The sequence below is a fragment of the Litorihabitans aurantiacus genome, assembly GCF_030161595.1.
Taxonomy (GTDB): Bacteria; Actinomycetota; Actinomycetes; order Actinomycetales; family Beutenbergiaceae; genus Litorihabitans; species Litorihabitans aurantiacus.
This window is the reverse complement of sequence record NZ_BSUM01000001.1, coordinates 1,393,018-1,417,859: the sequence shown is the minus strand read 5'-3', so window position 1 is coordinate 1,417,859 and position 24,842 is coordinate 1,393,018. Positions and strand designations below refer to the sequence as shown.

Sequence of the window (24,842 nt, the reverse complement as noted above, 5' to 3'; positions counted from 1 at the left end):
CCGCACCCGCTCCGGGTGCGGGCGGCGTCGTTCCACGTCCGGGGCAGCACCTAGGATGGGCCAATGGTCGACGAGGGGCGCCAGGATCAGCGCGGTCGCGGCACGGCGGGAGCCGTGCAGCCCGTCGTGCCGCGCTCCCGGATGCGCACCACGCTGGTGCGCCTCGGGTCCCGCGGGCACCAGACGCCACCCGCCATCGAGCCCCTGCTGCGCGTCGTCCGCGCGAACCACCCGCGCGTGGACCTCGGCCTCATCGAGCGCGCCTACCGCGTCGCCGAGAAGGCCCACGAGGGTCAGCTGCGCAAGAGCGGCGACCCCTACATCACCCACCCGGTCGCGGTCGCGACGATCCTGGCCGAGCTCGGCCTGACACCGCCCACGCTGGCCGCCGCACTGCTCCACGACACGGTCGAGGACACCGACTACTCGCTCGAGACGCTGCGCAAGGAGTTCGGCGACGAGATCGCCGGCATGGTCGACGGCGTCACCAAGCTCGACAAGGTGACGTTCGGCGAGGCGGCGCAGGCCGAGACGGTCCGCAAGATGGTCGTCGCCATGGCGCGCGACATCCGCGTGCTCGTGATCAAGCTCGCCGACCGGCTCCACAACGCCCGCACCTGGAAGTTCGTCTCCTCCGGCTCCGCCGAGAGGAAGGCGCGCGAGACCCTCGAGATCTACGCGCCCCTCGCGCACCGCCTCGGCATGAACACCATCAAGTGGGAGCTCGAGGACCTCTCCTTCGCGACGCTCTACCCGAAGGTGTACGACGAGATCGTTCGTCTCGTCACGGAGCGGGCGCCGGCGCGCGAGGAGTACCTGACCGTCGTGCGCGGCAGCGTGGTGGAGGACCTGCGCGCCGCGCGCATCCGGGCGACCGTGACCGGTCGCCCGAAGCACTACTACTCGATCTACCAGAAGATGATCGTGCGCGGCCGCGACTTCGCGGACATCTACGACCTCGTCGGGGTGCGGGTGCTGGTCGACTCGGTCCGGGACTGCTACGCGGCGCTCGGCGCGCTGCACGCGCGGTGGAACCCCGTGCCGGGGCGGTTCAAGGACTACATCGCGATGCCGAAGTTCAACATGTACCAGTCGCTGCACACGACGGTCATCGGCCCCGGCGGCAAGCCCGTCGAGATCCAGATCCGCAGCCACGACATGCACCGCCGCGCGGAGTACGGCGTGGCGGCGCACTGGAAGTACAAGGAGCAGCCCGGCGCGTCGGGCGGATCCACCGCGGCCTCGGGCGAGATGCCCTGGCTCAAGCAGCTCGTGGACTGGCAGCGGGAGACCTCCGACCCGGGGAGTTCCTCGACTCGCTGCGCTACGAGATGTCGGGCAACGACGTCTACGTCTTCACGCCCAAGGGCGACGTCATGTCCCTGCCGAACGGGGCGACCGCCGTCGACTTCGCCTACGCCGTGCACACGGAAGTCGGGCACCGCACGGTGGGGGCGAAGGTCAACGGCCGTCTCGTGCCGCTCGAGTCGGTGCTCGACAACGGCGACACCGTGGAGGTCTTCACCTCCCGCGCCGAGGGCGCCGGTCCCAGCCGGGACTGGCTCTCGTTCGTCACCTCGCCCCGCGCCCGCAACAAGATCCGCGCCTGGTTCACGCGCGAGCGTCGGGACGAGGCGATCGAGGAGGGCAAGACCGCGATCGCCAAGGTGATGCGCAAGCAGAACCTCCCGCTCCAGCGCCTGCTCACCCACGACTCGCTCACGGCGCTCGCCTCCGACATGCGCTACGCGGACGTCACGGCCCTCTACGCGGCCGTGGGGGAACACCACGTCTCGGCGGCCAACGTGGTCTCCCGCCTGGTGGCCGGTCTCGGCGGTGAGGAGGGGACGACAGAGGACCTCGCCGAGGTCACGCACCCGGGTGCGACCCAGATCGCGCGCACGCGCAGCGGCGGGGGCGGCGTCGTCGTCGCCGGGATGGACGACGTCTGGACCAAGCTCGCCAAGTGCTGCACGCCCGTGCCCGGCGATCCCGTGGTCGGCTTCGTCACGCGCGGCCAGGGCGTCTCGGTGCACCGCGCCGACTGCCCCAACCTCGAGGCGCTCCAGGGGAGTCGGAGCGCTTCGTCACGGTCTCGTGGTCGCCCGACGCCCAGAGCGTCTTCCTCGTCCAGATCCAGGTCGAGGCGCTCGACCGCTCACGCCTGCTCTCGGACGTCACGCGCGTCCTTTCGGACAACCACGTCAACATCCTCTCGGCGAGCGTCTCCACCTCGCGCGACCGTCTGGCCGTGAGCAAGTTCGTCTTCGAGATGGGGGACACGGCGCACCTGGGCCACGTGCTGCGCGCCGTGCGCGAGATCGACGGCGTCTTCGACGTCTACCGCGTCACCGGCGTCCGGCCTGATGCGGCACCGGTGCCGTCGGGTCGCGCGGAGCTCAACGCCAAGGGCTGAGACCCGCGGCGGGCGCGAGGGCGTCGACGACGGCGAGCGCGCGTCGTCCCCGCGCCCGAGCGGCCGACAGGAGACGCCCGCGCACGGCGTCCGGCCGCACGTGCTCGAGCACGGCCCGCAGCGACTCGCGTGCGAGGCGGGCGCCGTCGTCGTCCCCCGAGTCCTCGAGCGCGCTGACCTCGCGGGCGAGGTCGCACGCGGTGGTGAGCAGCGACGTCGTCGGGACCCCGCCGATCGCGTCGACGTCGAGACCGCTGGTGCGGGCGCAGCGGTAGCGCACGACGCCGAAGCGCGCCCGCAGCGGCCGCGGGACGTGGACGTCGAGCACGTCCGGCGGTGGCCCGCCCAGGTGGATCCAGGCGGCGGCACGCAGGGCGATGACGCCGCCGTCGGCGGGGAGGACCTCGAGCCGGGGCCGGTGAGCAGCGTCGGCACCCCGCAGGCCACCACTGCGCTGCGCGCCCGGTCCGCCGGCGTCACGACGACGTCGGACGGTACCCGGCCGTGCCACAGCCAGTCCCCGGCGCCCGCGAGGGCCGTGAGGACGACGCCGTCGATCTCCTGCGGCGTCCGGACGACGCGGGCCGGTCGGACGCTCCAGGGGGTCGGCATGCGTCGATCATGCCGGTCCCGACCACCTGCGGCGGTGCGGCTGTGGACGGGCGATGCTCTCGGGCTGCCGTGATCGGAGAGGAGCGGGCCCGGGAACGAGGAACGGGACCGACCGCCGGCGTCGCGCGCCGTCGATCGGTCCCGTTCCGGTGGGGTCGTGCGATCCCCGGTGATGTCAGTCCTGGGACTGCTGCACCGCCGCGAGCCACTGGCGACGCGTGGCCAGCGCCGCCTCGGCGTCCTTGATCTTCTTGGCGTTGCCCGCGGAGCGCGCCTTCTCGAGGTCGGCCTCCAGCGCGGTGATCGAGTCGAGCAGCTGCGCCGTCGCGCCCTCGACGCGCGCCTTCATCTCCGGGTCGGTCCGACGCATCTCCGCCTGCTCGGCGTCACGGATCGCCTGCTCGACGGCGCGCAGCCGCGCCTCGGTGCGCTGCATCTCGGCGCGCGGCACCTTGCCGGCCTCGTCCCACGCGTCCTGGATGGGACGGATGTCGCGGCGCGCGGCCGCGAGGTCGGTGATCGGCAGCAGGGCCTCGGCGCGCTCGAGCAGACCCAGCTTGACCTGCAGGTTGCCCTCGAACTCGGCGTCGATCGCGGCGTTCATCTGCGTGCGGGCACCGAAGAAGGTGTCCTGCGCGGCCTTGAACCGGGCCCACAGCGCGTCGTCGTCCTTGCGACGGCCCCGGGGAGCCGCCCGCCAGGAGTCCATCAGCGCACGGAAGCGCGAGCCGGTCGGCCCCCAGTCCGTGGAGTCGGCGAGCGCCTCGGCCTGGACCACCAGCTCCTCCTTCACACCCTTCGCGTCGCTGTTGCGGCGGTCGAGGTCGGAGAAGTGGGCGCGGCGGGCCTTGTCGAAGCTCGTGCGGGCGTGCGAGAAGCGCTTCCACAGCGCGTCCTCGGTCGGTCGGTCGATGCGGACGCCAGTGCGCTGCGCCTGCTTCCACTCCTCCAGCAGCGCGGTGACCTTCGCGGTCGCGTCGCGCCACTGCACCCGGGCCGGGTCGGTCGCGGCGACGGCCTCGACCTGCTCGACGATCGCCGTGCGGTCGGTGACCGCCTGCGCGCGGGCGGCCTCGCGCTCGCGGCGCGCCTGGGCCTGCAGCTCGTCGGCCTGGGCGCCCAGCACGCCGAGGCGGGCACGCAGCGCGGGCAGGTCGCCGACGGCGGCCGGCTCGGTGAGCTGCTCCGTGAGCGAGGTCAGGGTCGAGGTCGCCTCCTTCGCGCTCAGCGTCGGCAGGCGGGTCTCGAGCAGCGCGACCTGGGCCTTGAGGTCGAGGTAGCGACGCACGTACAGGCCGAGAGCCTCCTGCTGGTCACCGCCCGCGAACTGACCGACGACGCGCTCGTCCTCGCCGTCGCGCACCGTCACGGTGCCGTCCTCGGCCACGGTGCCGAAGGCCGAGGCTGCCTCGATGTCGGCCTTCTCGTCGGCGGGGGTGGGGGCGGCGACCGCGGCGGGGGCCGGGGTCGTGCGCGCTGACGTCGTGCCGGCGCCGGGCCGCGGAGCCGGTCGCGGTCCGGGGCGCGGGGTGGGCCGCGGCGTCGGGCGGGGAGCGGGTGTGGCCGTCTCGACCGGCGCCGCCTCCACGGGCGCAGCATCCTCACGCGTCACCGCGTCCGTGGACGCCGCAGCCTCGTCGGCGGTCGGCACGTCCTCGGCGGTGGCAGCCTCCTCGACGGGCGCGGCCACCTCCTCGACTACGGCGGCGTCCTCGGCAGCGACGACGTCACCTTCGGCCGGGGCCTCGTCGGGTGCGGGGGTCTGGTCCGCCGTCAGGGTCTCGTCGACCGTGGGCGCGGTGTCCGCGACGGACTCGACCTCGACCGTGGACTCCTCGGCGGGCGGGATCTCGAGCGTGGAGACGTCCTCGGCTGCAACCTCATCGACGCCGTCGCGCTCGACGAGCTCCTCGGTGAGCGAGAGCCCGGTCTCGGGCGCGGGCGGGATCTCCTCCGCCGTCGTCACCTCCTGCGGACCGTCCTCGCCGGGTTCCGGCTCGAGCTCGGGCGCCTGTTCCTCCGTGGCGGCCACGGAGGTGTCGATGTCGGCAGCGGTCTGCTCGGTCACCTCCGCGGGGGCGTCCGTGGCGTGCTGCTGCTCGTCGGTGGGTTCGGGTGTGCTAGTCACGAGATGACCGCTTTCTCGATGATGACGTCCGTCGCCGGGCGTCCGTTCGTGGCGCCTGTGTCGTTGCCTGCGGCTCCGACCGACTGGAGTACGTCCAGTCCCTGCACCACCGTACCGAACACCGTGTAGCCCCCGGCGGCGTCGTCCGGGAGCGGGACGTCGGCGAAGACCAGGAAGAACTGGCTTCCCATGCCCTCGCCGTCGCCCGGCGGCCGTGCCATGGCGAGCGTGCCCGCGGGGTACACGCCGTCGGTGGGGGCGTTCTCGATGGGGCCGAAGGAGTAGCCCGGGCCGCCCATCCCGCTGGCGGTCGGGTCGCCGCACTGAAGGAGCGAGTCCGGCAGGAGGCGGTGGCACGCGGTGCCGTCGTAGAAGCCGTCGCCCACGAGCCGCTCGAAGGAGGCGACCGCCTGGGGCGCCGCCGCGTCGTCGAGCTCGACGACGACGTCGCCGGCGCTGGTCTCCAGCGTGACCGTGGCGGCGGTGGCCTCGCTCGCGGCGGGCGGCGCGTCGTAGAGCTCGGGGTCCGTGGTGGGCAGGGGCTCGCTCAGGGGCGTTGGCGCATCGGTCGTCGGGGTGGCGCCGTCGAGCGCGGTGTCACCCGAGCCATCGCCGTCGGCGCTGTCGTTCGTCAGGAGGAACGCCGCCGCACCGGTCGCGATCACGAGCCCGGCCACGAGTGCCGCTGCCACGATGCTGCGCTCGCGCCGCACCTTGGCGGCCCGTTCGAAGCGCGCCCTCGCCTTCTCCTGGCGCCGTCGCTCGGCCTCGCGTGCCTGCCTGCTGACCATCGGTCCTCCCGTGACGTGCCGGTGCCCTGCTCGTGACGTGTGCGTGCGGCGTCGGCAGCCGTGCCGACCCGCGTTCCAGCATAGGTGGCGGGGACGGGCGCGGCCGGTGCGTCTGGGAGGATCGGGGCATGCCCCGACCGACCCCCCTGTCCGGCTTCCCCGAGTGGTTGCCCGCGCAGCGCATCATCGAGCAGCGCGCGATCGAGATCCTGACCCGCACGTTCGAGCTGCACGGCTTCGCCTCGGTCGCCACCCGCGCCGTCGAGCCGCTGGACCAGCTCCTGCGCAAGGGCGAGACCTCCAAGGAGGTCTACGTGCTGCGGCGCCTGCACGCCGACCCCGAGCAGGCTTCGGGCGACGGCGATCTCGGGCTGCACTTCGACCTCACCGTGCCGTTCGCGCGCTACGTGCTCGAGAACGCCGGGCACCTGAGCTTCCCGTTCAAGCGCTACCAGATCCAGCCGGTCTGGCGCGGTGAGCGCCCCCAGGACGGGCGGTTCCGCGAGTTCTGGCAGGCGGACATCGACGTCGTGGGCGAGGGCAGCCTGCCCGACCACCTCGAGATCGACGTCCCGCTGATCGCGGCCGAGGCGCTCACGGCGCTGTCCGAGATCGGGCTCCCGCCTGTTCGGGTGCTCGTGAACGACCGCCGCGTCGCGGAGTCCTTCTACCGCGGTGTCGGCCTGGAGGCCGTCGACGAGGTGCTGCGCTGCGTGGACAAGCTGGCCAAGATCGGGCGCGACGGCGTCGCGGCCCTCCTGCGCGACGAGCTGGGGGCGAGCGAGGCCCAGGTGGCCGCGACGCTCGACCTGGCGGAGCTCTCGGGCGGCGTCGACGTCGTGGAGCGGGTGCGTGTGCTGGCGATCGGCGCCGGTGTCGGGCGGGCGGACCCGCAGCACCTCGCGGACCTCGAGACGGGCCTCTCGGCGCTCGAGCGGCTCCTGCGGGAGGCGCAGGTGCGCGCGCCGGGTGTCGTCGTCGCCGACATGTCGATCGCGCGCGGGCTCGACTACTACACGGGTGCCGTCTACGAGACGGTGCTCGTGGGGCACGAGAAGCTCGGCTCGATCTGCTCCGGTGGCCGCTACGACTCGCTCGCCTCCGACGGCGCGCGAACCTACCCCGGTGTCGGGATCTCGATCGGGCTGTCGCGCGTGCTCTCCCGCCTGTTCTCCGCCGGTCTCGTCACGGCCAGCCGCAGCGTGCCGACGGCGGTGCTCGTCGCCGTCGCCGACGAGGAGTCGCGCTCGCGCTCGAACCAGGTGGCGGCCCAGCTGCGCGCCCGCGGTGTCCCGTGCGACGTCGCGCCCGCCGCGGCGAAGTTCGGCAAGCAGATCCGCTACGCCGACCGGCGCGGAATCCCGTACGTGTGGTTCCCGGGCGCGCCCGGCGAGGCCGATGCGGTCAAGGACATCCGCAGCGGCGACCAGGTCGAGGCGGACGCGACGGTGTGGGCGCCCCCGGCGGCGGACTGGTTCCCGCGCGCCGTCGTGACCGCCTCCGACTGAGCCCGCCGCACCGGTCGAGAACGTCCTGCGCCGCGCGAACGGGTGTCTCCGCGCGGCCCAGGACGTTCTCGGCCCGGGTTCGGGGCCCCACCCCACCGACCGATAACGGCAGCGGCCGCGGTCCCGATCGGGACCGCGGCCGCTGCCGTTCGTCGTCAGACGTGGTGGGGCTCAGTGCGCGTAGGTGCGCGGGCGGCGCGCCGGGCGGTCGCCGTCGTGACGGTCGCGGGGGCCGCGCGCGGGCGGACCCGAGTCCGCCTTGATGCGGAGCTGACGACCGGCGATCTTCGCGGCGCCGATGCGACGCTCGCTGTCGGAGTCCAGCCCCAGCGGGATCTCGACCAGGGAGAACGACGGGAAGATGTCGATCTTGCCGATCTCGGCGCCGCGCAGGCCGCCCTCGCCGGTGATGGCGCCGACGATGCCCTGGGGCGTCACGCCGTCGCGGTGGCCCACGGCGATGCGGTAACGGTTGCCGTCGCTGCTGCCGCCCGGGCGACCGCCGCGCTCGCGACCACCACGGTCGCCGCGCTGCCCACCCCGCTCGAAGCGGTCGCCGCGGTCACGACCGCCACGCTCGCCGTCGCGCTCGAAACGGTTCTCGCGGCCGTGGTCGGCCAGCTGGACCTCGGCCTCGACCGGTCCGCCGGTGTCGCCGACCGACAGCGCGAGGAGCGCCGCCGCGAGGTCGAGGACGTCGGTGCCGGTCTGCGCCGCGTGCTGCTCGAGACGCTCGCGGTGCACGGACAGGCGACCCTGCGCGAGACGCTCCTCCGCCTTCGCGACGGAGCTGCCGACGCGGTGCGCGACGACGTCGAGACGCGTGGGCAGCACGGCCTCGGTGAGGCGCGAGCCCGTGACGCGCTCGATGGTGCGCAGGCGCGGCTTCTCCTTCGGCGTGAGGAAGGTCAGCGCCCTGCCGGTGCGGCCGGCGCGGCCGGTGCGGCCGATGCGGTGCACGTAGGTCTCGACCTCGCGCGGCACGTCGAAGTTCACCACCAGGCCGATGCGGTCGACGTCGAGCCCGCGCGCCGCGACGTCGGTCGCGACGAGGACGTCGACGGAGCCGCCGCGGAGGCGGTCGATGATCTTCTCGCGGTCGCGCTGGGCGACGTCGCCGCTGATCGAGGCGGCGCTGACGCCCGTGGCGGCCAACGCGGCGCCGACCTCCTCGGCCGTCTCGCGGGTGCGGACGAAGACGATCGCGGCGTCGACGTCGCTGGTGGCCAGGATGCGCGCGAGCGCCTCGGCCTTGTTGCGGTAGGGGACGATCGCGTAGGTCTGCTCGACCGACGTGATCGTGGAGGACTGGCGCGCCACGGTGATCTCGACCGGGTTGGTCAGGTGCGTGTCGGCCACGCGACGGATCGCGGGCGGCATCGTCGCGGAGAACAGCGCGACCTGCTTGGTGGCGGGCGTGCTCGCGAGGATCGTCTCGACGTCCTCGGCGAAGCCCATGCGGAGCATCTCGTCGGCCTCGTCGAGGACGACGAACGCGAGCTCCTCCATCTTCAGCGCCTTGCGCTCGATCATGTCGATGACGCGACCGGGCGTCCCGACGACGACCTGCGCGCCGCGCTCGAGGCCGCGCAGCTGCGGCACGAAGGAGGCGCCGCCGTAGATCGGCAGGACCGAGACGCGGCTCGTGGCCGGGACGAAGGAGGCGATCGCGTCGCTCACCTGGATCGCGAGCTCGCGCGTGGGGGTGAGGACGACCGCCTGGACGACGCGCTTGTCGGGGTCGATCGCGGCCAGCAGGGGAGGCCGAACGCGGCGGTCTTGCCGGTTCCGGTCTGCGCGACGCCGATGATGTCGCTGCCGCCGAGCAGGACCGGGATGGCCTGCTGCTGGATCGCGGTGGGGGTGGTGAAGCCGAGGTTCTCGACGGCGGCCAGGAGGTCCGCGGGCATGCCGAGGTCGGCGAAGGTGAGGTCAGACACGGGTGAGGAACCCTTCACGAGGGGACGATGCGGAGATACGACCGGTGTCTGCCGGTCAACCCGCGTCTCGTGCCCGTCGTCTCGCCGCCGCGCTCTGCGACGTGCGTGGTCACCATCGCGCTCGCGAGCACGTGCCGGTGATCTTGTCTGGGGCCCTGTGGCGGGATGCGCACTCCAAGGACGCCGATCACTCTACCGCGCGGTCCGCCGCGACGCCCGGTGGCCGCGGGTGAGGTGTCTCACCCGTCGATCACGGGGCGAGCACCGGCGAGGATGGACCCGTGGCTCCCTCCCGTCGCAGCGCCGTCCCCTCGTTCTCGGTGATGGACGTGCTCGCGCGCGCCGACGCGCTGCGGGCGCAGGGCCGCTCGGTGCTGACGCTGTGCGTGGGGGAGCCGGGCGGGGGAGCGCCGGCACCGGTGCGCGCGGCGGCCGTCGCCGCGCTCGCCGGGGACCTCGGCTACACGCAGGTGCAGGGGCTGCCCGCGCTGCGCGAGGCGGTCGCCGGGCACTGCGCGGCGCGCTACGGCGTCGCGGTGGACCCGGCGCGCATCCTCATGACGACCGGTGCCTCCGGTGCGGTGCTGGCCGCCGTCGTCGCGGCGTTCGACGCGGGGGACCGGGTCGCGGTGGCCTCGCCCGGGTACCCGGCCTACCGCAACGCGCTGGCGGCCCTGGGCTGCGAGGTGGTCGACGTCGCGGCGGGTCCGGACGCGCGGTACGCGCTCACGCTCGAGGCGCTGCGCGAGACGCACGCTCGGGGTCCGCTCGCCGGCGTGGTCATCGCCAGTCCGTCCAACCCGACGGGCACGCTGACGACCGAGCTGCCGGCGATCCTCGCGTGGTGCCGCGAGCAGGGCGTGCGGTGCGTCAGCGACGAGATCTACCACGGCATCGTCTACGACGGCGCGGTCGCCGCGACGGCGGCCGGCGACCCCGCGGCCCTCACGATCGGCTCCTTCTCCAAGTACTGGGGGATGACCGGGTGGCGGCTCGGCTGGCTGGTCATGCCGCCCGACCTCGCGCGCGCCACGGCCGACATCGCGGGCAACCTCGCGCTCTGCGCCCCGGTGCCCGCCCAGCACGCAGCGCTCGCGGCGTTCGACCCCGCCTCCTACGTGGAGTGCGACGCGCGGGTCGCCGCGCTCGCCGGCACCCGTGAGGTGCTGCTCGCGGCGGCGCCGTCGCTCGGTTTCACCCGCGTCGCCCCGGTCGACGGCGCGTTCTACCTCTGGGCGGAGATCGGCGCCGCGGGGCTGGACTCGCCGACCTGGTGCGAGCGGCTGCTCGCCGACACCGGCGTCGCGCTCGCGCCCGGGACGGACTTCGACCTCGTCGACGGCGAGCGCTGGGTCCGGCTGTCGTTCTCGCCCGGGCGCGAGGTCGTCGCGGCGGCGTGCGAGCGGATCGCGGAGTGGAACTACCATCGACGGTGACCTGTCCGCCCTCGCGCCCGCGAGCGGCTGCGGGTCGGCTGGACCCTCAGCGCCCCCACCCCTCGGAAGGACCCTTCCCGTGCTCCGCACCCACCACGCCGGCGACCTGCGCGCCTCCGACATCGGCACCACCGTCACCCTGACCGGGTGGGTGGATCGCCGTCGCGATCACGGCGGTGTGGCCTTCCTCGACCTGCGCGACGCCTCCGGCATCGCCCAGGTCGTCGTGCGCGACGAGGAGGTGGCCCACCCGCTGCGCGCCGAGTGGGTGCTGCAGGTGACGGGCGAGGTCTCGCGCCGCCCCGAGGGCAACGCGAACGCGAACCTCGCCACCGGCGAGATCGAGATCGTGGCGAGCGACGTCGTCGTGCTCAACTCGGCCGCGCCGCTCCCGTTCCAGGTCTCCACGGCGCTCGAGACGAGCGACGGCGGCGGGGACAACGCGGCCGGTGAGGAGGCGCGCCTGAAGTACCGCTACCTCGACCTGCGCCGGCCGGCGCCGTCGCAGGCGCTGCGGCTGCGCGCGAAGGTCAACGCCGCGGCGCGACGCGTGCTCGACGGCGAGGGTTTCGTCGAGGTCGAGACGCCGACGCTGACGCACTCCACGCCCGAGGGGGCGCGCGACTTCGTGGTGCCCGCGCGCCTGTCGCCCGGCTCCTGGTACGCCCTCCCGCAGAGCCCGCAGCTGTTCAAGCAGCTGCTCATGGTGGCCGGGATGGAGAAGTACTACCAGATCGCCCGCTGCTACCGGGACGAGGACTTCCGCGCCGACCGCCAGCCCGAGTTCACGCAGCTCGACGTCGAGGCGTCGTTCGTGGACCAGGAGGACGTGATCGCGCTCGGCGAGAAGATCCTGGTGGAGCTGTGGGACCTCATCGGGGTGCAGATCCCGACGCCGATCGAGCGGATCACCTTTGCCGACGCGATGCGTCTGTACGGCTCGGACAAGCCGGACCTCCGCTTCGGCAACCCGATCGTGGAGCTGACGGAGTACTTCGCCGACACGACGTTCCGGGTGTTCCAGGCTCCGTACGTCGGCGCCGTCGTGATGGCCGGCGGTGCCTCGCAGCCCCGCCGCCAGTTCGACGCGTGGCAGGAGTGGGCCAAGCAGCGCGGCGCGCGCGGCCTCGCGTACGTCACGCTCGGCGAGGACGGCACGCTCGGCGGGCCGGTCGCCAAGAACCTGTCCGACACCGAGCGCGAGGGTCTGGCCGCCGCGACCGGTGCGCAGACGGGCGACGCGATCTTCTTCGCCGCCGGCGGCCAGACGGCGTCGCAGACCCTGCTCGGCGCTGCGCGCCTGGAGATCGCCAAGCGCACCGGCGCCATCGACGAGTCCGCCTGGTCGTTCGTGTGGGTCGTGGACGCGCCGCTGTTCAAGCCCACCGGCGAGGACGACGACGTCGCGGTCGGCGAGGGTGCGTGGACGGCCGTGCACCACGCCTTCACCTCGCCCAACCCCGACTGGATCGACCGCTTCGAGGACAGCCCCGGCGAGGCGCTCGCCTACGCCTACGACATCGTCTGCAACGGCAACGAGATCGGTGGCGGGTCGATCCGTATCCACCGCCGCGACGTGCAGGAGCGCGTCTTCAAGGTGATGGGGATCGACGGCGAGCAGGCCCAGGAGCAGTTCGGGTTCTTCCTCGACGCGTTCGGCTACGGCACGCCCCCGCACGGTGGTATCGCATTCGGCTGGGACCGCATCGTGGCGCTCATGACGCGGTCGGCCTCGATCCGCGAGGTCATCGCGTTCCCGAAGTCGGGCGGCGGCTACGACCCGCTGACCGGCGCGCCGGCCCCGATCACGCCGGCGCAGCGCGCCGAGGCGGGCGTCGACTTCGTGCCGGAGAACGACGAGGACGGGGCAGCCACCGGGACCACGGCGCCGTGAGCGCGGGGCCGCTGCCGGCCCCGCTCCCGCAGGTGCTCGAGACCGACCTCCTGATCCTCGCCGAGCGCGAGGACTGGGCGCACGGCCGCGCCGCGAGCACGGCGGGGGCCGCGCTGCTCGCCCGCACCACGCCGCAGGGCGAGGTGCTGATGGCGCGGGGTGCGGCCGTCGAGGTCGAGGACCTGCTCGACGCCGAGGCGCGGCTGCGTCGGCGCAGCGGGGCGGAGCCGGCGCTCTGGCTGAGCGCACCCCGCGACGTCGTGGTGCCCGCCCGGGTGCTCGACGCACTCGGGCTCGTGCCGTTCTCGCAGTGGGACTGGATGGCCCTGGAGGCCGCCGACGCGCTCGGCGGGGCCGACCTCCCGGGCGGTACGTCGATCCGCGCCGTCGACGTCTCCTCGGAGGCCGAGGTCGCCGTGGTTCGCGAGGTCCTCCGTCGCACGAACCCGCGCTCGACGGCGGATCCGCTCGCCGCGCCCGAGGTCGCCTGGGCGGGGGCGTACGACGGCGACGCGCTGGTCGGCGTCTTTGGCGCGCGCGGGGAGCAGGGGCACGGCGAAGGCGCGTCGTGGCACCTGCACGGTCTCGGGGTGCTCGCGGAGAAGCGCGGTCGTGGCCTGGGCCGGGCGCTCACGGCTCACCTGGCGGCGGTCGGTCTCGCGGCCGGTGCCGACTGGATCTCGCTCGGGCTGTACGCCGAGAACGACGCCGCGCGCCGGCTCTACCGCCGCCTCGGCTTCACCACGCGCGCGGAGATGAGCTCGTACGGTCCGGCGAGCGCGACGCGCCCGCTGCGCTGACGCGCTGGCGCGCTGGCACGCCCCACGACCCTCGCTCACAGCGGCTGAGTCTCGCTCACAGCGGCTGCTGGCTGCCGCCCCCGCTAGCGATCTGTATCTGTGCAGGTCAGGGCCCTGTGCCCAAGGCCGTTGACGCCACCAGCCGCTGTCCGCGAGACACAGCCGCTCACAGCGAGGGCCCGGGCGCCGCAGCCAGCGCTGCGCCGAGACCCTGGGCGGCGGCGCAGGGGTCGAGGGCCAGCTCGGCAGGTGTCCGCTGGGAGCGGCTGGCGCCGGTCCCACCCACCGCCTCCCAGTGTTGCCGCAGGTCAGCGCCGGTCTGCTGCGCCGCCGCGACGTAACGGACGGGTGTCAGCCGCTCACAGCGGACACCCCTGTCGCGCCGGCCCGACCTGGGCGTTCCGCGCCCACCCGGCCCCGGTGCGGCGGTGACTCAGTGCTGCAGCGACAGTCGCCGTGCGATCGGCCGGAGCCAGCGCGGCGCCCACCAGTTCGCGTCGCCGAGCACCGTCATGGTCGCGGGCACGAGCAGCATCCGCACGAGCGTGGCGTCGAGTGCGACGGCGAGCGCGAGCGCGAACCCGGCCTGCTTGATCGGCAGCAGGCTCGAGGTGGCGAACCCGGCGAACACCACGATGATGACCAGCGCGGCCGAGGTGATGATGCGGCCCGAGCGCTGCAGCCCGAGCCGGACGGCGTCGTCGTTGGAGGCCCCGCCGTCGTAGAGCTCCTTCACGCGCGAGAGCAGGAACACCTCGTAGTCCATCGCGAGCCCGAACCCGAACGCCACCACGACGGCGACGATGTAGCTCTCGACACCGCCGACCGACTCGAACCGCAGCAGTCCCGAGAGGTGCCCCTCCTGGAAGACCCAGGTCGTCACGCCGAGCGACGCCGCGATGGACAGCAGGTTGGTCACCAGCGCCTTGAGCGGCACCAGCACCGATCCGGTCATGAGGAACAGCAGCACGAACGTCGCCGCGATCACGAGCCCGGCGGCGACGGGGAGCCCGTCGATCAGCGACTGCCCGAAGTCGACCTGCCCGGCCGCCTGCCCGCCGACCAGCAGCGACGGGTCGAGCGCGCGGGCGTCGTTCACGACGGCGACGGCCTCGGCGCCGCCGGCGTCCTCGACGTCGAGCCGCAGCCCCAGCAGCACCTGCCCGTCTCCGAGGTCGGCGGCGGGGTCGACGGACGCGACGCCGTCGAGCGCGGCCAGCTGCTCGGTGGTCGTCGCGAGCGCGGCTTCGTCGGGGGCGTCCGTGGCGACGACGAACACGTCCGCGCCGCCGACGGCCGGGAACTCCTCACCGAGCGTCTCGAGGTAGCGCTGCTGCTCGGAGCCGCGCGGGAGCATGTCGATCCCGGAGTTGCGCAGCTGCAGCCCCAGCAGCGGTGAGGCCATCACCACCAGCGCTGCGATCGCGCCGAGCATCGTCAGGAGCGGCCGCTTCTGCACCAGCGACGTCAGCCGGGAGAACACCCCGATGTCCGGCGCGACGTCGCCGAGCTTCCCGACGACGGCGCGCAGCCCCGGCACCCGGCTCAGGATCGAAGGGCGCAGGAACCGGCGCCCGCTGAGCATGAGGAGCGCCGGGACCAGCGTGAGCGCGGTCGCCAGGGCGAGGACGACCACGAGCGCCCCGGCGACGCCGAGGGCCTTCAGCAGATCGGCCGGGAAGGCGGCGAGCCCGAGCACGGAGATCGCGATCGTCAGGGCCGAGAAGAAGACGGTGCGCCCCGCCGTCGCCACGGTGGTCTCGACGGCCTGGACCACGAGCGGGTCGCGACGCCGCCCGCCGCGCCGCCGGCGGCCCACCGGGATGCCGGCGGTCTCCATCCGCTCGACCTCGTCGACCAGCCGCCGCAGCTCCTCGCGGAACCGCGAGACCACCAGCAGCCCGTAGTCGATGGAGAGGCCGAGGCCGAGCACCGTCACGACGTTGATGACGACGGAGTCGAGCTCCATCACGTAGCTGAGCGCCATGATCGCGCCGAGGCCGCTGAGGATCGAGGCGATCGCGCCGACGATCGGCATCCCGGCGGCGAGCGCGCCGCCGAACACGACGACCATCACGAGGAGCGCGATCGGGAGCGCGACGAGCTCGCCGCGGATGAGGTCGCGCTCCATCTGGTGGTTGACGGCCGAGACGATGATCGAGGTGTTGGACACGGTGGCGCTGCCGGCCGCGCCGTCGGCGGTGACGTCCTGCGCGAGGGTCCGCAGGCGATCCTCGACGGCGTCCTCCGCGTCCGCCAGCGAGTCGCCCGCCAGACCGGGCTCGAGCGTCACACGCAGCACGAAGGCGTCACCCTGCGTGGAGACGAGGACGGCGAGGGCCGGGTCCGCCGTCGGGTCCGGGGCGAGCAGCGGGTCGACGACCTGCGCGACGCCGTCGATCGCGGCGAGATCCTCGCGCGCGGGGGCGAGGACGGCCTCGAGATCGGCGCGGGTCCCCGCGTCCGCGAGGTCGACGTCGTCGACCAGGATCGTGGTGCTGGCGCCGTCACCGGCGTCCGCCAGGAGCTCCTGCACCTGCATCGACTGGCTGCCGGGGACGCCGGGGTCGCCGGTCTCGAGCTTGGCGAACAGGGGGTCGCCGAGCACCGGGGTCATGGCCGCACCGCCCGCACCGATCGCCAGGAGGATCCACAGGACGAGGAGGGAACGGGGCCGGCGGGTCACCGTGCGGCCGAGACGCGCGAACACCCCCACACTCTCCCACGTAGGCTCGAGCGGTGGATCTGTTCGAGGCGGCCGGGCGCGAGAGCTCCGGCACCCCCGCCGTGCGGGCCGACGCGCCGCTCGCCGTCCGGATGCGGCCGGCGAGCATCGACGAGGTCGTGGGTCAGGAGCACCTGCTGCGCCCCGGGTCGCCGCTGCGCCGGCTGGTCGCCCCGCAGGCCGGGTCGGTGCCTCCGTCGTCCGTGGTGCTGTGGGGCCCTCCCGGGACCGGTAAGACGACCCTGGCCTACCTCATGGCCGCCGCCGCGGACCGCACGTTCGTCGAGCTCTCCGCCGTCACCGCCGGGGTGAAGGACGTGCGCGCGGTCATCGAGGATGCGCGGCGTCGCCTGTCCGGCGGCGGCCAGGAGACCGTCCTGTTCGTCGACGAGGTCCACCGGTTCTCCAAGACCCAGCAGGACGCGTTGCTGCCCAGCGTCGAGAACCGCCTCGTGACGCTCGTGGCCGCGACCACGGAGAACCCGTCGTTCTCGGTCATCTCGCCGCTGCTGTCGCGCTCGCTCCTGCTCACGCTGCACCCGCTCGAGCCCGACGACGTCGCCGCGCTCGTGCAGCGCGCCCTCACCGACGCGCGGGGCCTGGACGGCGCGTTCACCCTCGCCGACGACGCCGCGGCGCACCTGCTGCGCCTCGTCGGCCCGGACGCGCGCAAGGCGCTCACCGTCCTCGAGGCGGCCGCGGGGACCGCGCAGGAGGTGGGGGAGAGCGTCATCTCGCTGGCGTCGGTGGAACGCGCTGTCGACATCGCCGCGGTGCGCTACGACCGCGACGGCGACCAGCACTACGACGTCGCGAGCGCGTTCATCAAGTCGATGCGGGGCAGCGACGTCGATGCGGCGCTGCACTACCTCGCGCGGATGCTGCACGCGGGGGAGGACCCGCGCTTCGTCGCGCGACGGATCGTGATCGCCGCGAGCGAGGAGGTCGGGATGGCCGACCCGAGCGCGCTCGCGACGGCGGTCGCCGCCTTCCAGGCCGTCAGCTTCATCGGGATGCCCGAGGCGCGCATCGTGCTCGCGCAGGCCGTGGTGCACATCGCGACGGCACCGAAGTCGAACGCCTCCTACGCGGCGATCAACGCGGCGATGGCCGACGTCACCGCCGGGCGCGGCGGAGCCGTGCCGATGCACCTGCGCGACGCCCACTACTCGGGTGCCAAGAAGATCGGCCACGGGCAGGACTACGTCTACGCGCACGACGCGCCGCACGGCGTCGCCGCCCAGACCTACGCGCCGCAGGGCCTGGAGGACGCGCGCTACTACGAGCCGACCGGGCGGGGCTTCGAGTCGCAGGTCGGACCGCGGCTGGCGCGCATCCGGGAGATCCTCGACTCCTGAGGCGGGAGTGAGGTCCGCTGCGATCGGGTATGGTTGAGCGGTTGCCTGCCGGGTCACCGGCACGGCTCCCTGGGGCCCTAGCCACCTCGCCGCACCGCCCGCTCGTCCAACCGAGCCGGACGGATCGCGGTATCGGTCGGTCCCACTCCGCCGCGGCGTCCGTGCTCGGCGGTGTGACAACGAGACAGGAAGTAGTGAACGTGGCATCCAACCGCGCCCGCAACCAGGTGCGCCTCTCGCGCGCCCTCGGCATCCCGCTGACCCCGAAGGCCGCCCGCGCCTTCGAGAAGCGCCCCTACCCGCCCGGCGAGCACGGTCGTGCCCGCAAGCGCCAGGAGAGCGACTACGCCGTCCGCCTCAAGGAGAAGCAGCGTCTGCGTGCGCAGTACGGCATCCGTGAGGCCCAGTTCCGCAACACGTTCGACGAGGCGCGCAAGCACCCGGGTCTGACCGGTGACACGTTCGTGGAGCTCCTCGAGCAGCGCCTCGACGCGCTCGTGCTGCGCTCGGGCTTCGCCCGCACCATCGCGCAGGCCCGCCAGGCCGTCGTGCACCGTCACATCCTCGTGGACGGCAAGCTCGTCGACCGTCCCTCGTTCCGCGTGAAGCCGGGCCAGACCATCCAGGTCAAGCCCAAGTCGCAGACGATGACGCCGTTCCAGGTCGCCGCCGCCGGCGCGCACCGCGACGTGCTGCCCCAGCTGCCGGGCTACCTCGAGGTCTCCCTCGAGAAGCTGCGCGCCACGCTGACCCGTGCGCCCAAGCGCGCCGAGGTCCCCGTGACCGCCGACGTCCAGCTGATCGTCGAGCTCTACGCCCGCTGATCCACCGCCGCTGCGTCGCAGCGGCACCAGAGCAGTCACGTGTGCCCCGGTCGCGGCCGGGGCACACGTGTCTGCAGCGGGTAGTCTCGCCCTGGCCGCCTCGCACCAGGTACGGCGCGGCCCGCACCATGACTGCACCCCGATCCCCGAGCCCCTGAGGTGGAACGTGTCGGTATCTCTCGGTGACATCGCCGGCCTCGTGGCCGCCGTCGCGTTCGTCGCGCTGGTGATCGCGATCGCCGTGCCCCTGCTCAAGCTCGGCTCGGTCCTCGAGGAGACCCGCACGTCGGTCTCCCGCTTCACGCAGGCCACGCTGCCCGTGATCGACGAGGCCGCCCAGACCGTCCGCGGCGCCAACGCCCAGCTGGCGAAGGTCGACACCGTGACCACCTCGGCCGCCGAGATCGGCACCAACGTCTCGGCGCTGACGACGCTCGTGTCCGCGACGGTCGCCCGACCCTGATCAAGGCGGCCTCCTTCAGCTACGCGGTGCGTGCCGTCGTCGCCCGCCGCCGCGGGAAGAGCTCGTGAAGGTCGTCTGGGCCGTCGGGGGAGCGGCGCTCGCCGTCGGCGTGCTCGTGGCCCTCGGTCGTGCCCGCTCGGCCGCCGACGCCGTCGCCCGCACCGCCACGCCCGCCGGGCTCGTGGACGCGCTGAATCGCGGCGTCGACGAGCTGCGCGCCGTCGGCACGGAGATCGCGACGGCGATGCGCGAGCAGGAGCAGCGCCTCTCGGACGACCTGCTGGCCGCGCCCGACGACGTCGCCGACGCCCGCTCCCTGCGCGCCGGCCGCCGCGCCCGCCGCGCCGCGGCCGACACCGACCCGTGGGACGTCGACGACGAGTTCTGAGCTCGACCCGCCCCACCGGCACCGCAGCACCCGCCGCACCCCCGACCCGCCGCAGCCCGGGCCCCACGGCCCGAGGCGCCCGTCACCGAGGATCCCGATGCGCACCGCCGACATCCGTCGCCGCTACCTCAGCTACTTCGAGGCGAACGACCACACCGTGGTCCCCAGCGCCTCGCTGATCTCGCCCGACCCCTCGATCCTCTTCACGATCGCCGGGATGGTCCCCTTCATCCCCTACATCGTCGGGACGGAGCCGGCTCCGTACCCGCGCGCCGTCAGCGTGCAGAAGTGCATCCGCACCAACGACATCGACAACGTCGGTCGCACCACGCGCCACGGCACGTTCTTCCAGATGATGGGGAACTTCTCCTTCGGCGACTACTTCAAGGACGGCGCCGTCGAGCTCGCCTGGGAGTTCCTCACCGGCCGAGAGGACGAGGGAAAGCTCGCCTTCGACGGGTCCCGGATGTGGGTCACCATCTGGGAGGAGGACGACGTCGCGGCCGCCGCTCTGGTGCGCGTCGGCGTCAACCCCGACCAGATCGTACGGCTGCCGCGCGAGGAGAACTTCTGGGACACGGGTCAGCCCGGCCCCGCCGGCCCCTGCGCCGAGTTCCACTACGACCGCGGCCCCGAGTTCGGTCCGGACGCCGTCGGCGGCACGGTCGACCCCGGCGGCGACCGCTACCTCGAGATCTGGAACCTCGTCTTCGACCAGTTCCTGCGCGGTGAGGGCACCGGCAAGAACTACCCGCTGCTCAAGGAGCTCGACGCCAAGGCGATCGACACCGGCGCGGGGCTCGAGCGCATCGCCTTCCTCAAGCAGGGGAAGGCGAACATGTACGAGATCGACGAGGTCCACCCCGTCATCGCGAAGGCCGAGGAGCTCTCGGGCCGCACGTACGGCGCCGGCGGGAACGACGGTGAGGACGACGTGCGGATGCGCGTCGTCGCCGACCACGTCCGCTCCGCCCTCATGCTCGTGGCCGACGGCGTCCGGCCCGCCAACGAGGGCCGCGGCTACGTGCTGCGCCGCCTGCTGCGCCGCGCCGTCCGCGCGATGCGCCTCCTCGGCGTGACCGAGCCGTCGCTGCCGCACCTGCTCCCCGTGTCGAAGGACGCGATGAAGGAGTCCTACCCCGAGCTCGAGGCGGACTTCGAGCGCATCGCGGCGATCGTCTACGGCGAGGAGGACGCGTTCCGGCGCACGCTCGAGGCCGGGACGTCGATCCTCGACGCCGCGGTGACGCGCGTGCGCGGGGCGGGCGGCACCGTGCTGGGTGGCGAGGACGCGTTCAAGCTGCACGACACCTACGGGTTCCCGATCGACCTCACGGTCGAGATGGCGGCCGAGCAGGGCGTGCGCATCGACACCGAGGCGTTCCGCTCGCTGATGGCCGAGCAGAAGCAGCGCGCCCGCGCCGACGCGCTCGCGAAGAAGACCGGTCACGTCGACACCTCGGTATACACCTCGCTCGCGGGCGACCTCGCCCAGCCCGTGCAGTTCCTGGGTTACACCGACACCACGGCGCAGGTGCGCGTCGTCGGGCTCCTCGCGGGCGGCCAGAGCGTGCCGCACGCGGTCGCACCCGCCGACGTCGAGGTCATCCTCGACCGCACGCCGTTCTACGCCGAGGCCGGCGGTCAGCTCGCCGACCAGGGGCAGATCGTGCTCGACGGCGGCGGCGTCGTCGAGGTGGACGACGTCCAGGCCCCGATCAAGGGCCTCAGCGTCCACCGCGGCCGCCTCGTGGAGGGCGAGATCGCGCTCGACGGCGGCGGCGTCGCCACCATCGACACCCAGCGCCGGCGCGCGATCGCCCGGGCGCACACCGCCACGCACCTCGTGCACAAGGCGCTGCGCGAGACGCTGGGCGACGGCGCGACCCAGGCCGGGAGCGAGAACGCCCCGCACCGCCTGCGCTTCGACTTCCGCGCCGGGGCGCAGCCGCCGGCGGGCTCGCTCGCGGAGATCTCCGAGCGCGTCAACACGCGCGCCGCCGAGGACCTCGACGTGAACGACCAGGTCATGGGGATCGACGACGCGCGCGCCCTCGGCGCGATGGCCCTGTTCGGCGAGAAGTACGGCGACCGGGTCCGCGTCGTCTCGATCGGCGGCGACTGGTCGCGCGAGCTGTGCGCCGGCACCCACGTGCTCTCCACGGGCCACCTCGGCCCGATCACGCTGCTCGGCGAGGCGTCCATCGGTTCCGGTGTTCGCCGCGTCGACGCCCTCGTCGGTGACGCCGCGACGCGCTTCCACGCGAAGGAGCAGGTCCTCGTCTCGCAGCTGTCCTCGATGGTCGGCGTGCGCAGCGACGAGCTGCCCGACCGCATCTCGGGGCTGCTCGCCCGCCTCAAGGACGCCGAGAAGGAGGTCGCGCAGCTCCGTCAGGCGCAGCTGCTCGCCGCCGCGGGCTCCCTCGTGGCGGGGGCGCGCGACGTCGACGGCGTGCGGGTGCTGACCCACGACCTCGGCGAGGTCGCGGGCGCGGACGACGTCCGCACGCTGGCCCTCGACCTGCGCGACCGGCTCGGCGCCGGCCCCGCGGTGGTCGTCGTGGGCGGGCAGGCGAAGGGACGCGCCGCCGTCGTGGTCGCCACGACGCCGGACGCGCGTGACCGCGGTGTCCGCGCGGGGGAGCTCGTGCGCGCGCTGGCCGGTCAGCTGGGCGGCAAGGGCGGCGGTCGCGACGACGTCGCGCAGGGTGGCGGGACCGACGTCGCCGCGCTCGCGGGGGCGCTCGCGGGGGTCGACGACGTCGTGCGCCGCGCGGTCGACGGGGGCGGGCCTAGCGTGCGGCGCGGGGTCCGCGTGGCGGTCGACGTCGGGAGCGTCCGCGTCGGCGTCGCGCGCTGCGACCCGGACGGGATCCTGGCGACGCCGGTCGAGACCGTCCGCCGCACCCGCGACGACGACGGGACGGCGCACATCGCCGCGATCGTCGCCGAGCTCGAGGCGTTCGAGGTCGTCGTGGGGCTCCCGCGGTCCCTGGACGGCCGCAACCGTCAGGCCGCTTCTCTGGCGCGGTCGTATGCTGGCATCCTCGCCCGCCTGGTGTCGCCCGTGCCCGTGCGCATGGTCGACGAACGCTTCACCTCGGCCACGGCCCACCAGGCCATGACCGCGTCAGGACTGCCAGGGCGCTCCCAGCGTGCCGTGGTAGACCAGGTGGCTGCAGTGATCGTGCTGCAGCACGCGCTCGACATCGAGCGCAGCACTGGCCGTGAACCCGGCCAGCTCGTACAGCCCCGGGGGACTAGCCGTGGAGGACACGACACGTGACTGATCTGTTCGGTGACGAGAAGGCACCCGCGCCCGGGGAGTCGCAGGAGGGCCGCCGTGCTCGGCGCGCCCCCGCGCCCCGGCCCGGCGGCGGCAACCGGCGCCGCCGCTCGCTCGCGAGCTTCCTCGTGATGGTCGTGATCCTCGGTGGGCTCACCATCCTCGCGGTGCGGGTGATCCCGCCGCTGTTCGAGTCGGTGGCCGACCCGAGCCCGTCGCAGACCGACTACCCCGGCCCCGGCCAGGGGTCGGTCGTGGTCGACATCCCCGAGGGGTCCTCGGGCGCGGCGATCGGTCAGATCCTGCAGCAGGCCGGCGTGGTGGCCACGGTCGACGCGTTCACGTCGGCGCACACCGCGAACGCGAACGCGAACTCCATCCAGCCGGGGGCGTACGACCTGCCGATGGAGATGCGGGCCTCGGACGCGGTCAACGCGCTGCTGGACCCAAACCGGCGGGCGGACACCCGAATCACCATCCCCGAGGGGTGGCGCTCGGACCAGGTGTACCAGCGGATCGCCGAGTCGCTCGGGGTCGAGCTGTCCGAGGTGGAGGCCGCGGCGCAGGACTACGCGGCTCTCGGTCTCGAGGGTCCTCCAAACACGAACCCCGAGGCGCTCGATCCGATGGAGGGTTTCCTCTACCCGAGCACCTACGTGGTGCCGCCGGGCGGAGGACCGGCCGACCTGCTCAAGCAGATGTACGACCGCAGCATCGCGGAGCTCGACGCGCTCGCCGTCGCCCCCGAGGACCGCCTCCGCGTCCTCACCGAGGCGTCCATCGCCGCCCGTGAGGTGCCGGCGGAGAGCTACGGCCAGGTCACCCGCGTCATCGAGAACCGTCTGCTGCCCGAGAACGTCGGCGACTTCCCGACGCTGGGGATGGACTCGACGCTGCGCTACTCGTGGGATCGGCAGAATCCCGGCGTGCAGCTGCCCGGCGACGAGCACAACACGAACCCCGATCCGTACAACACCCGCCTGAACCCCGGTCTACCGCCGTCGCCCATCGGCGCGGTCGACAACGTCGCCATGGCGGCAGCCGTCGATCCCGAGGAGGGGCCGTGGTTGTACTTCGTCACGGTGAACCTCTGCTCCGAGGAGACGAAGTTCACGGATTCGGGGAGGAGTTCGCCCAGATCCGGGCGGAGTTCCAGGCGTGGTACCAGGAGTACGCCGCGAACGGGAGCCAGTGCTGAGCGCACGTCGCGCAGCCGTCATCGGTCAGCCGGTCGGCCACAGCCTCTCACCGGTCCTGCACCGCGCCGCCTACGCGGCGCTCGGGCTGCCCCACACCTACGACGCGATCGAGGTCGCGGCGGGTGAGGCGGGCGCGATGCTCGACCGTCTCGACGGCGACTGGCTCGGTCTGTCCGTCACGATGCCGCACAAGCACGACGTGCTGGCGCTGGCCGACACCGCCGATCCGCTCGCGCAGGTCGTCGGCGCCGCCAACACCGTGCTCGTGACCGGCTCCTCCGGCCGGCGGGTGCTGGTCGCGGCGAACACCGACGTCCACGGCGCGGCGCAGGCGCTGCGGGAGGCCCGCTCGGGCGCGGCGCCCTCCGCCGCTCCGGCGCGCTCCGCCGTCGTTCTCGGTGCGGGTGGGACGGCGGCGGCCGCGCTCGCGGCGCTGGCCGAGCTCGGCGTCACCGATCCCGTGGTGTGCGTGCGGTCGCAGGCGCGCGCCGCGGGTCTGCTGCAGGCCGCGCACCGCATGGGCATGGACGTGACGCTGCGCCGCTTCGACGCCGCCGCGCCCCTGATCGCGGACGCCGACCTCGTGGTGCAGACCGCCGTCGCCGGCGCCGCCGATCCGATCGCCGCCGACCTGACGGCGCTGCTCGACGGCCGCCCCCTCCGCCCCGGGCAGACCCTGCTCGACGCGATCTACGACCCCTGGCCGACCGCGCTGGCCGCGGCCTGGTCGGGTGCCGGGGGAGCGGTGGCGCCCGGCTGGCTCATGCTGCTGCACCAGGCGGCCGAGCAGGTGCGCCTCATGACGGGGAGTGCGGCGCCCGTCGACGCGATGCGTGCCGCGCTCGCCGGGGCGCTCGAGGACTGAGTGCCGCGTCGTCCCCAGGGCGACGGCGAGGCGCGCGCCCCGGTTCGGGTCTGGGGGATCATGAGCCGCGATGGACGATCCGAACCCGCTGTGGGCGACACTGACGGCGATCGCGCCGTGGGTCGCCGTCGCGGCCGGGACGGTTCTCGGGGCGCTGACGGCGCCGTGGCTCGCCGGGCTCGTGCCGTCGGACCTGCGAGCATCCACCG

16 protein-coding genes and 3 pseudogenes are annotated in these 24,842 nt (G+C 73.7%); 13 read left to right on the top strand and 6 right to left on the bottom strand.

What is annotated here, in order from left to right; translation table 11 throughout:
* The first annotated feature begins 141 nt into the window (after window positions 1-141).
* Window positions 142-2,416 (top strand): annotated as a pseudogene (locus QQK22_RS06600) (RelA/SpoT family protein).
* On the opposite strand, the gene QQK22_RS06595 reads toward QQK22_RS06600, so the two are convergent.
* The 3 genes from QQK22_RS06595 to QQK22_RS06585 all read right to left on the bottom strand — a co-directional run bounded on the left by QQK22_RS06595 (window position 2,400) and on the right by QQK22_RS06585 (window position 5,947).
* Window positions 2,400-2,927: a hypothetical protein gene (locus tag QQK22_RS06595; RefSeq protein WP_284250217.1), complete on the bottom strand. Its 528-nt coding sequence runs from the start codon at window positions 2,925-2,927 to the stop codon at window positions 2,400-2,402. The pseudogene QQK22_RS06600 and the gene QQK22_RS06595 overlap by 17 nt on opposite strands.
* Before the next feature lie 276 nt (window positions 2,928-3,203).
* Window positions 3,204-5,156 (bottom strand): DUF349 domain-containing protein, encoded by a 1,953-nt coding sequence (locus tag QQK22_RS06590; protein WP_284250216.1) that lies wholly within the window; start codon window positions 5,154-5,156, stop codon window positions 3,204-3,206.
* Window positions 5,153-5,947 carry a peptidylprolyl isomerase gene (locus tag QQK22_RS06585; protein WP_284250215.1) on the bottom strand — a complete coding sequence of 265 codons (795 nt, stop codon included), beginning with the start codon at window positions 5,945-5,947 and terminating at the stop codon, window positions 5,153-5,155. The genes QQK22_RS06590 and QQK22_RS06585 overlap by 4 nt, the downstream gene beginning before the upstream one ends.
* Before the next feature lie 128 nt (window positions 5,948-6,075).
* Here QQK22_RS06585 and hisS point away from each other — a divergent pair, with 128 nt between their 5' ends.
* Window positions 6,076-7,455, top strand: coding sequence for a histidine--tRNA ligase (gene hisS / locus QQK22_RS06580; RefSeq protein WP_284250214.1), 1,380 nt, complete (start codon window positions 6,076-6,078; stop codon window positions 7,453-7,455).
* Window positions 7,456-7,626: 171 nt separating this feature from the next.
* Here hisS and QQK22_RS06575 read toward each other — a convergent pair whose 3' ends face one another.
* Both QQK22_RS06575 and QQK22_RS18615 read right to left on the bottom strand, forming a co-directional pair.
* Window positions 7,627-8,835 carry a helicase-related protein gene (locus tag QQK22_RS06575; protein ID WP_348525631.1) on the bottom strand — a complete coding sequence of 403 codons (1,209 nt, stop codon included), beginning with the start codon at window positions 8,833-8,835 and terminating at the stop codon, window positions 7,627-7,629.
* Between the two features lie 42 nt (window positions 8,836-8,877).
* A pseudogene (locus tag QQK22_RS18615) lies at window positions 8,878-9,365 on the bottom strand (DEAD/DEAH box helicase); the annotation flags it as partial.
* A 311-nt stretch (window positions 9,366-9,676) separates the two neighbouring features.
* Here QQK22_RS18615 and QQK22_RS06570 point away from each other — a divergent pair.
* From QQK22_RS06570 to QQK22_RS06560, 3 genes are all read left to right on the top strand, one after another.
* Window positions 9,677-10,831 (top strand): pyridoxal phosphate-dependent aminotransferase, encoded by a 1,155-nt coding sequence (locus QQK22_RS06570; RefSeq protein ID WP_284250213.1) that lies wholly within the window; start codon window positions 9,677-9,679, stop codon window positions 10,829-10,831.
* A 79-nt stretch (window positions 10,832-10,910) separates the two neighbouring features.
* Window positions 10,911-12,725 carry an aspartate--tRNA ligase gene (gene aspS, locus QQK22_RS06565; RefSeq protein WP_284250212.1) on the top strand — a complete coding sequence of 605 codons (1,815 nt, stop codon included), beginning with the start codon at window positions 10,911-10,913 and terminating at the stop codon, window positions 12,723-12,725.
* Complete coding sequence (locus QQK22_RS06560; RefSeq protein ID WP_284250211.1) at window positions 12,722-13,525, top strand: GNAT family N-acetyltransferase; 804 nt, start codon at window positions 12,722-12,724, stop codon at window positions 13,523-13,525. Before aspS ends, QQK22_RS06560 begins: the two co-directional genes overlap by 4 nt.
* A gap of 433 nt (window positions 13,526-13,958) precedes the next feature.
* On the opposite strand, the gene QQK22_RS06555 is transcribed toward QQK22_RS06560, so the two are convergent.
* Entirely contained in the window at window positions 13,959-16,235 is a 2,277-nt protein-coding gene (locus QQK22_RS06555) for an MMPL family transporter (RefSeq protein ID WP_284250210.1), read from the bottom strand.
* A 29-nt stretch (window positions 16,236-16,264) separates the two neighbouring features.
* On the opposite strand from QQK22_RS06555, the gene QQK22_RS06550 reads away from it, so the two are divergent.
* The 8 genes and pseudogenes from QQK22_RS06550 to QQK22_RS06515 all read left to right on the top strand — a co-directional run bounded on the left by QQK22_RS06550 (window position 16,265) and on the right by QQK22_RS06515 (window position 24,633).
* Complete coding sequence (locus QQK22_RS06550; RefSeq protein WP_284250209.1) at window positions 16,265-17,608, top strand: replication-associated recombination protein A; 1,344 nt, start codon at window positions 16,265-16,267, stop codon at window positions 17,606-17,608.
* A gap of 200 nt (window positions 17,609-17,808) precedes the next feature.
* Window positions 17,809-18,432, top strand: a complete 624-nt coding sequence (rpsD, locus tag QQK22_RS06545; protein ID WP_284250208.1) for a 30S ribosomal protein S4 — start codon at window positions 17,809-17,811, stop codon at window positions 18,430-18,432.
* Window positions 18,433-18,598: 166 nt separating this feature from the next.
* A complete protein-coding gene (locus tag QQK22_RS06540; protein ID WP_348525519.1) occupies window positions 18,599-18,895 on the top strand; it encodes a DUF948 domain-containing protein in 297 nt (98 codons plus the stop codon).
* 64 nt (window positions 18,896-18,959) lie between these two features.
* Window positions 18,960-19,283, top strand: a complete 324-nt coding sequence (locus QQK22_RS06535; RefSeq protein ID WP_284250207.1) for a hypothetical protein — start codon at window positions 18,960-18,962, stop codon at window positions 19,281-19,283.
* Between the two features lie 97 nt (window positions 19,284-19,380).
* Window positions 19,381-22,059 (top strand): annotated as a pseudogene (alaS, locus tag QQK22_RS06530) (alanine--tRNA ligase); the annotation flags it as partial.
* The gene (gene ruvX, locus QQK22_RS06525) at window positions 22,048-22,569 is read left to right on the top strand and encodes a Holliday junction resolvase RuvX (RefSeq protein WP_284252592.1); all 522 of its coding nucleotides are present in this window, start codon (window positions 22,048-22,050) and stop codon (window positions 22,567-22,569) included. The pseudogene alaS and the gene ruvX, both read left to right, overlap by 12 nt.
* Complete coding sequence (locus QQK22_RS06520; protein ID WP_284250206.1) at window positions 22,566-23,894, top strand: endolytic transglycosylase MltG; 1,329 nt, start codon at window positions 22,566-22,568, stop codon at window positions 23,892-23,894. The genes ruvX and QQK22_RS06520 overlap by 4 nt, the downstream gene beginning before the upstream one ends.
* Window positions 23,788-24,633 carry a shikimate dehydrogenase gene (locus tag QQK22_RS06515; protein ID WP_284252590.1) on the top strand — a complete coding sequence of 282 codons (846 nt, stop codon included), beginning with the start codon at window positions 23,788-23,790 and terminating at the stop codon, window positions 24,631-24,633. The genes QQK22_RS06520 and QQK22_RS06515 overlap by 107 nt, the downstream gene beginning before the upstream one ends.
* The last annotated feature ends 209 nt before the right edge of the window (window positions 24,634-24,842 follow it).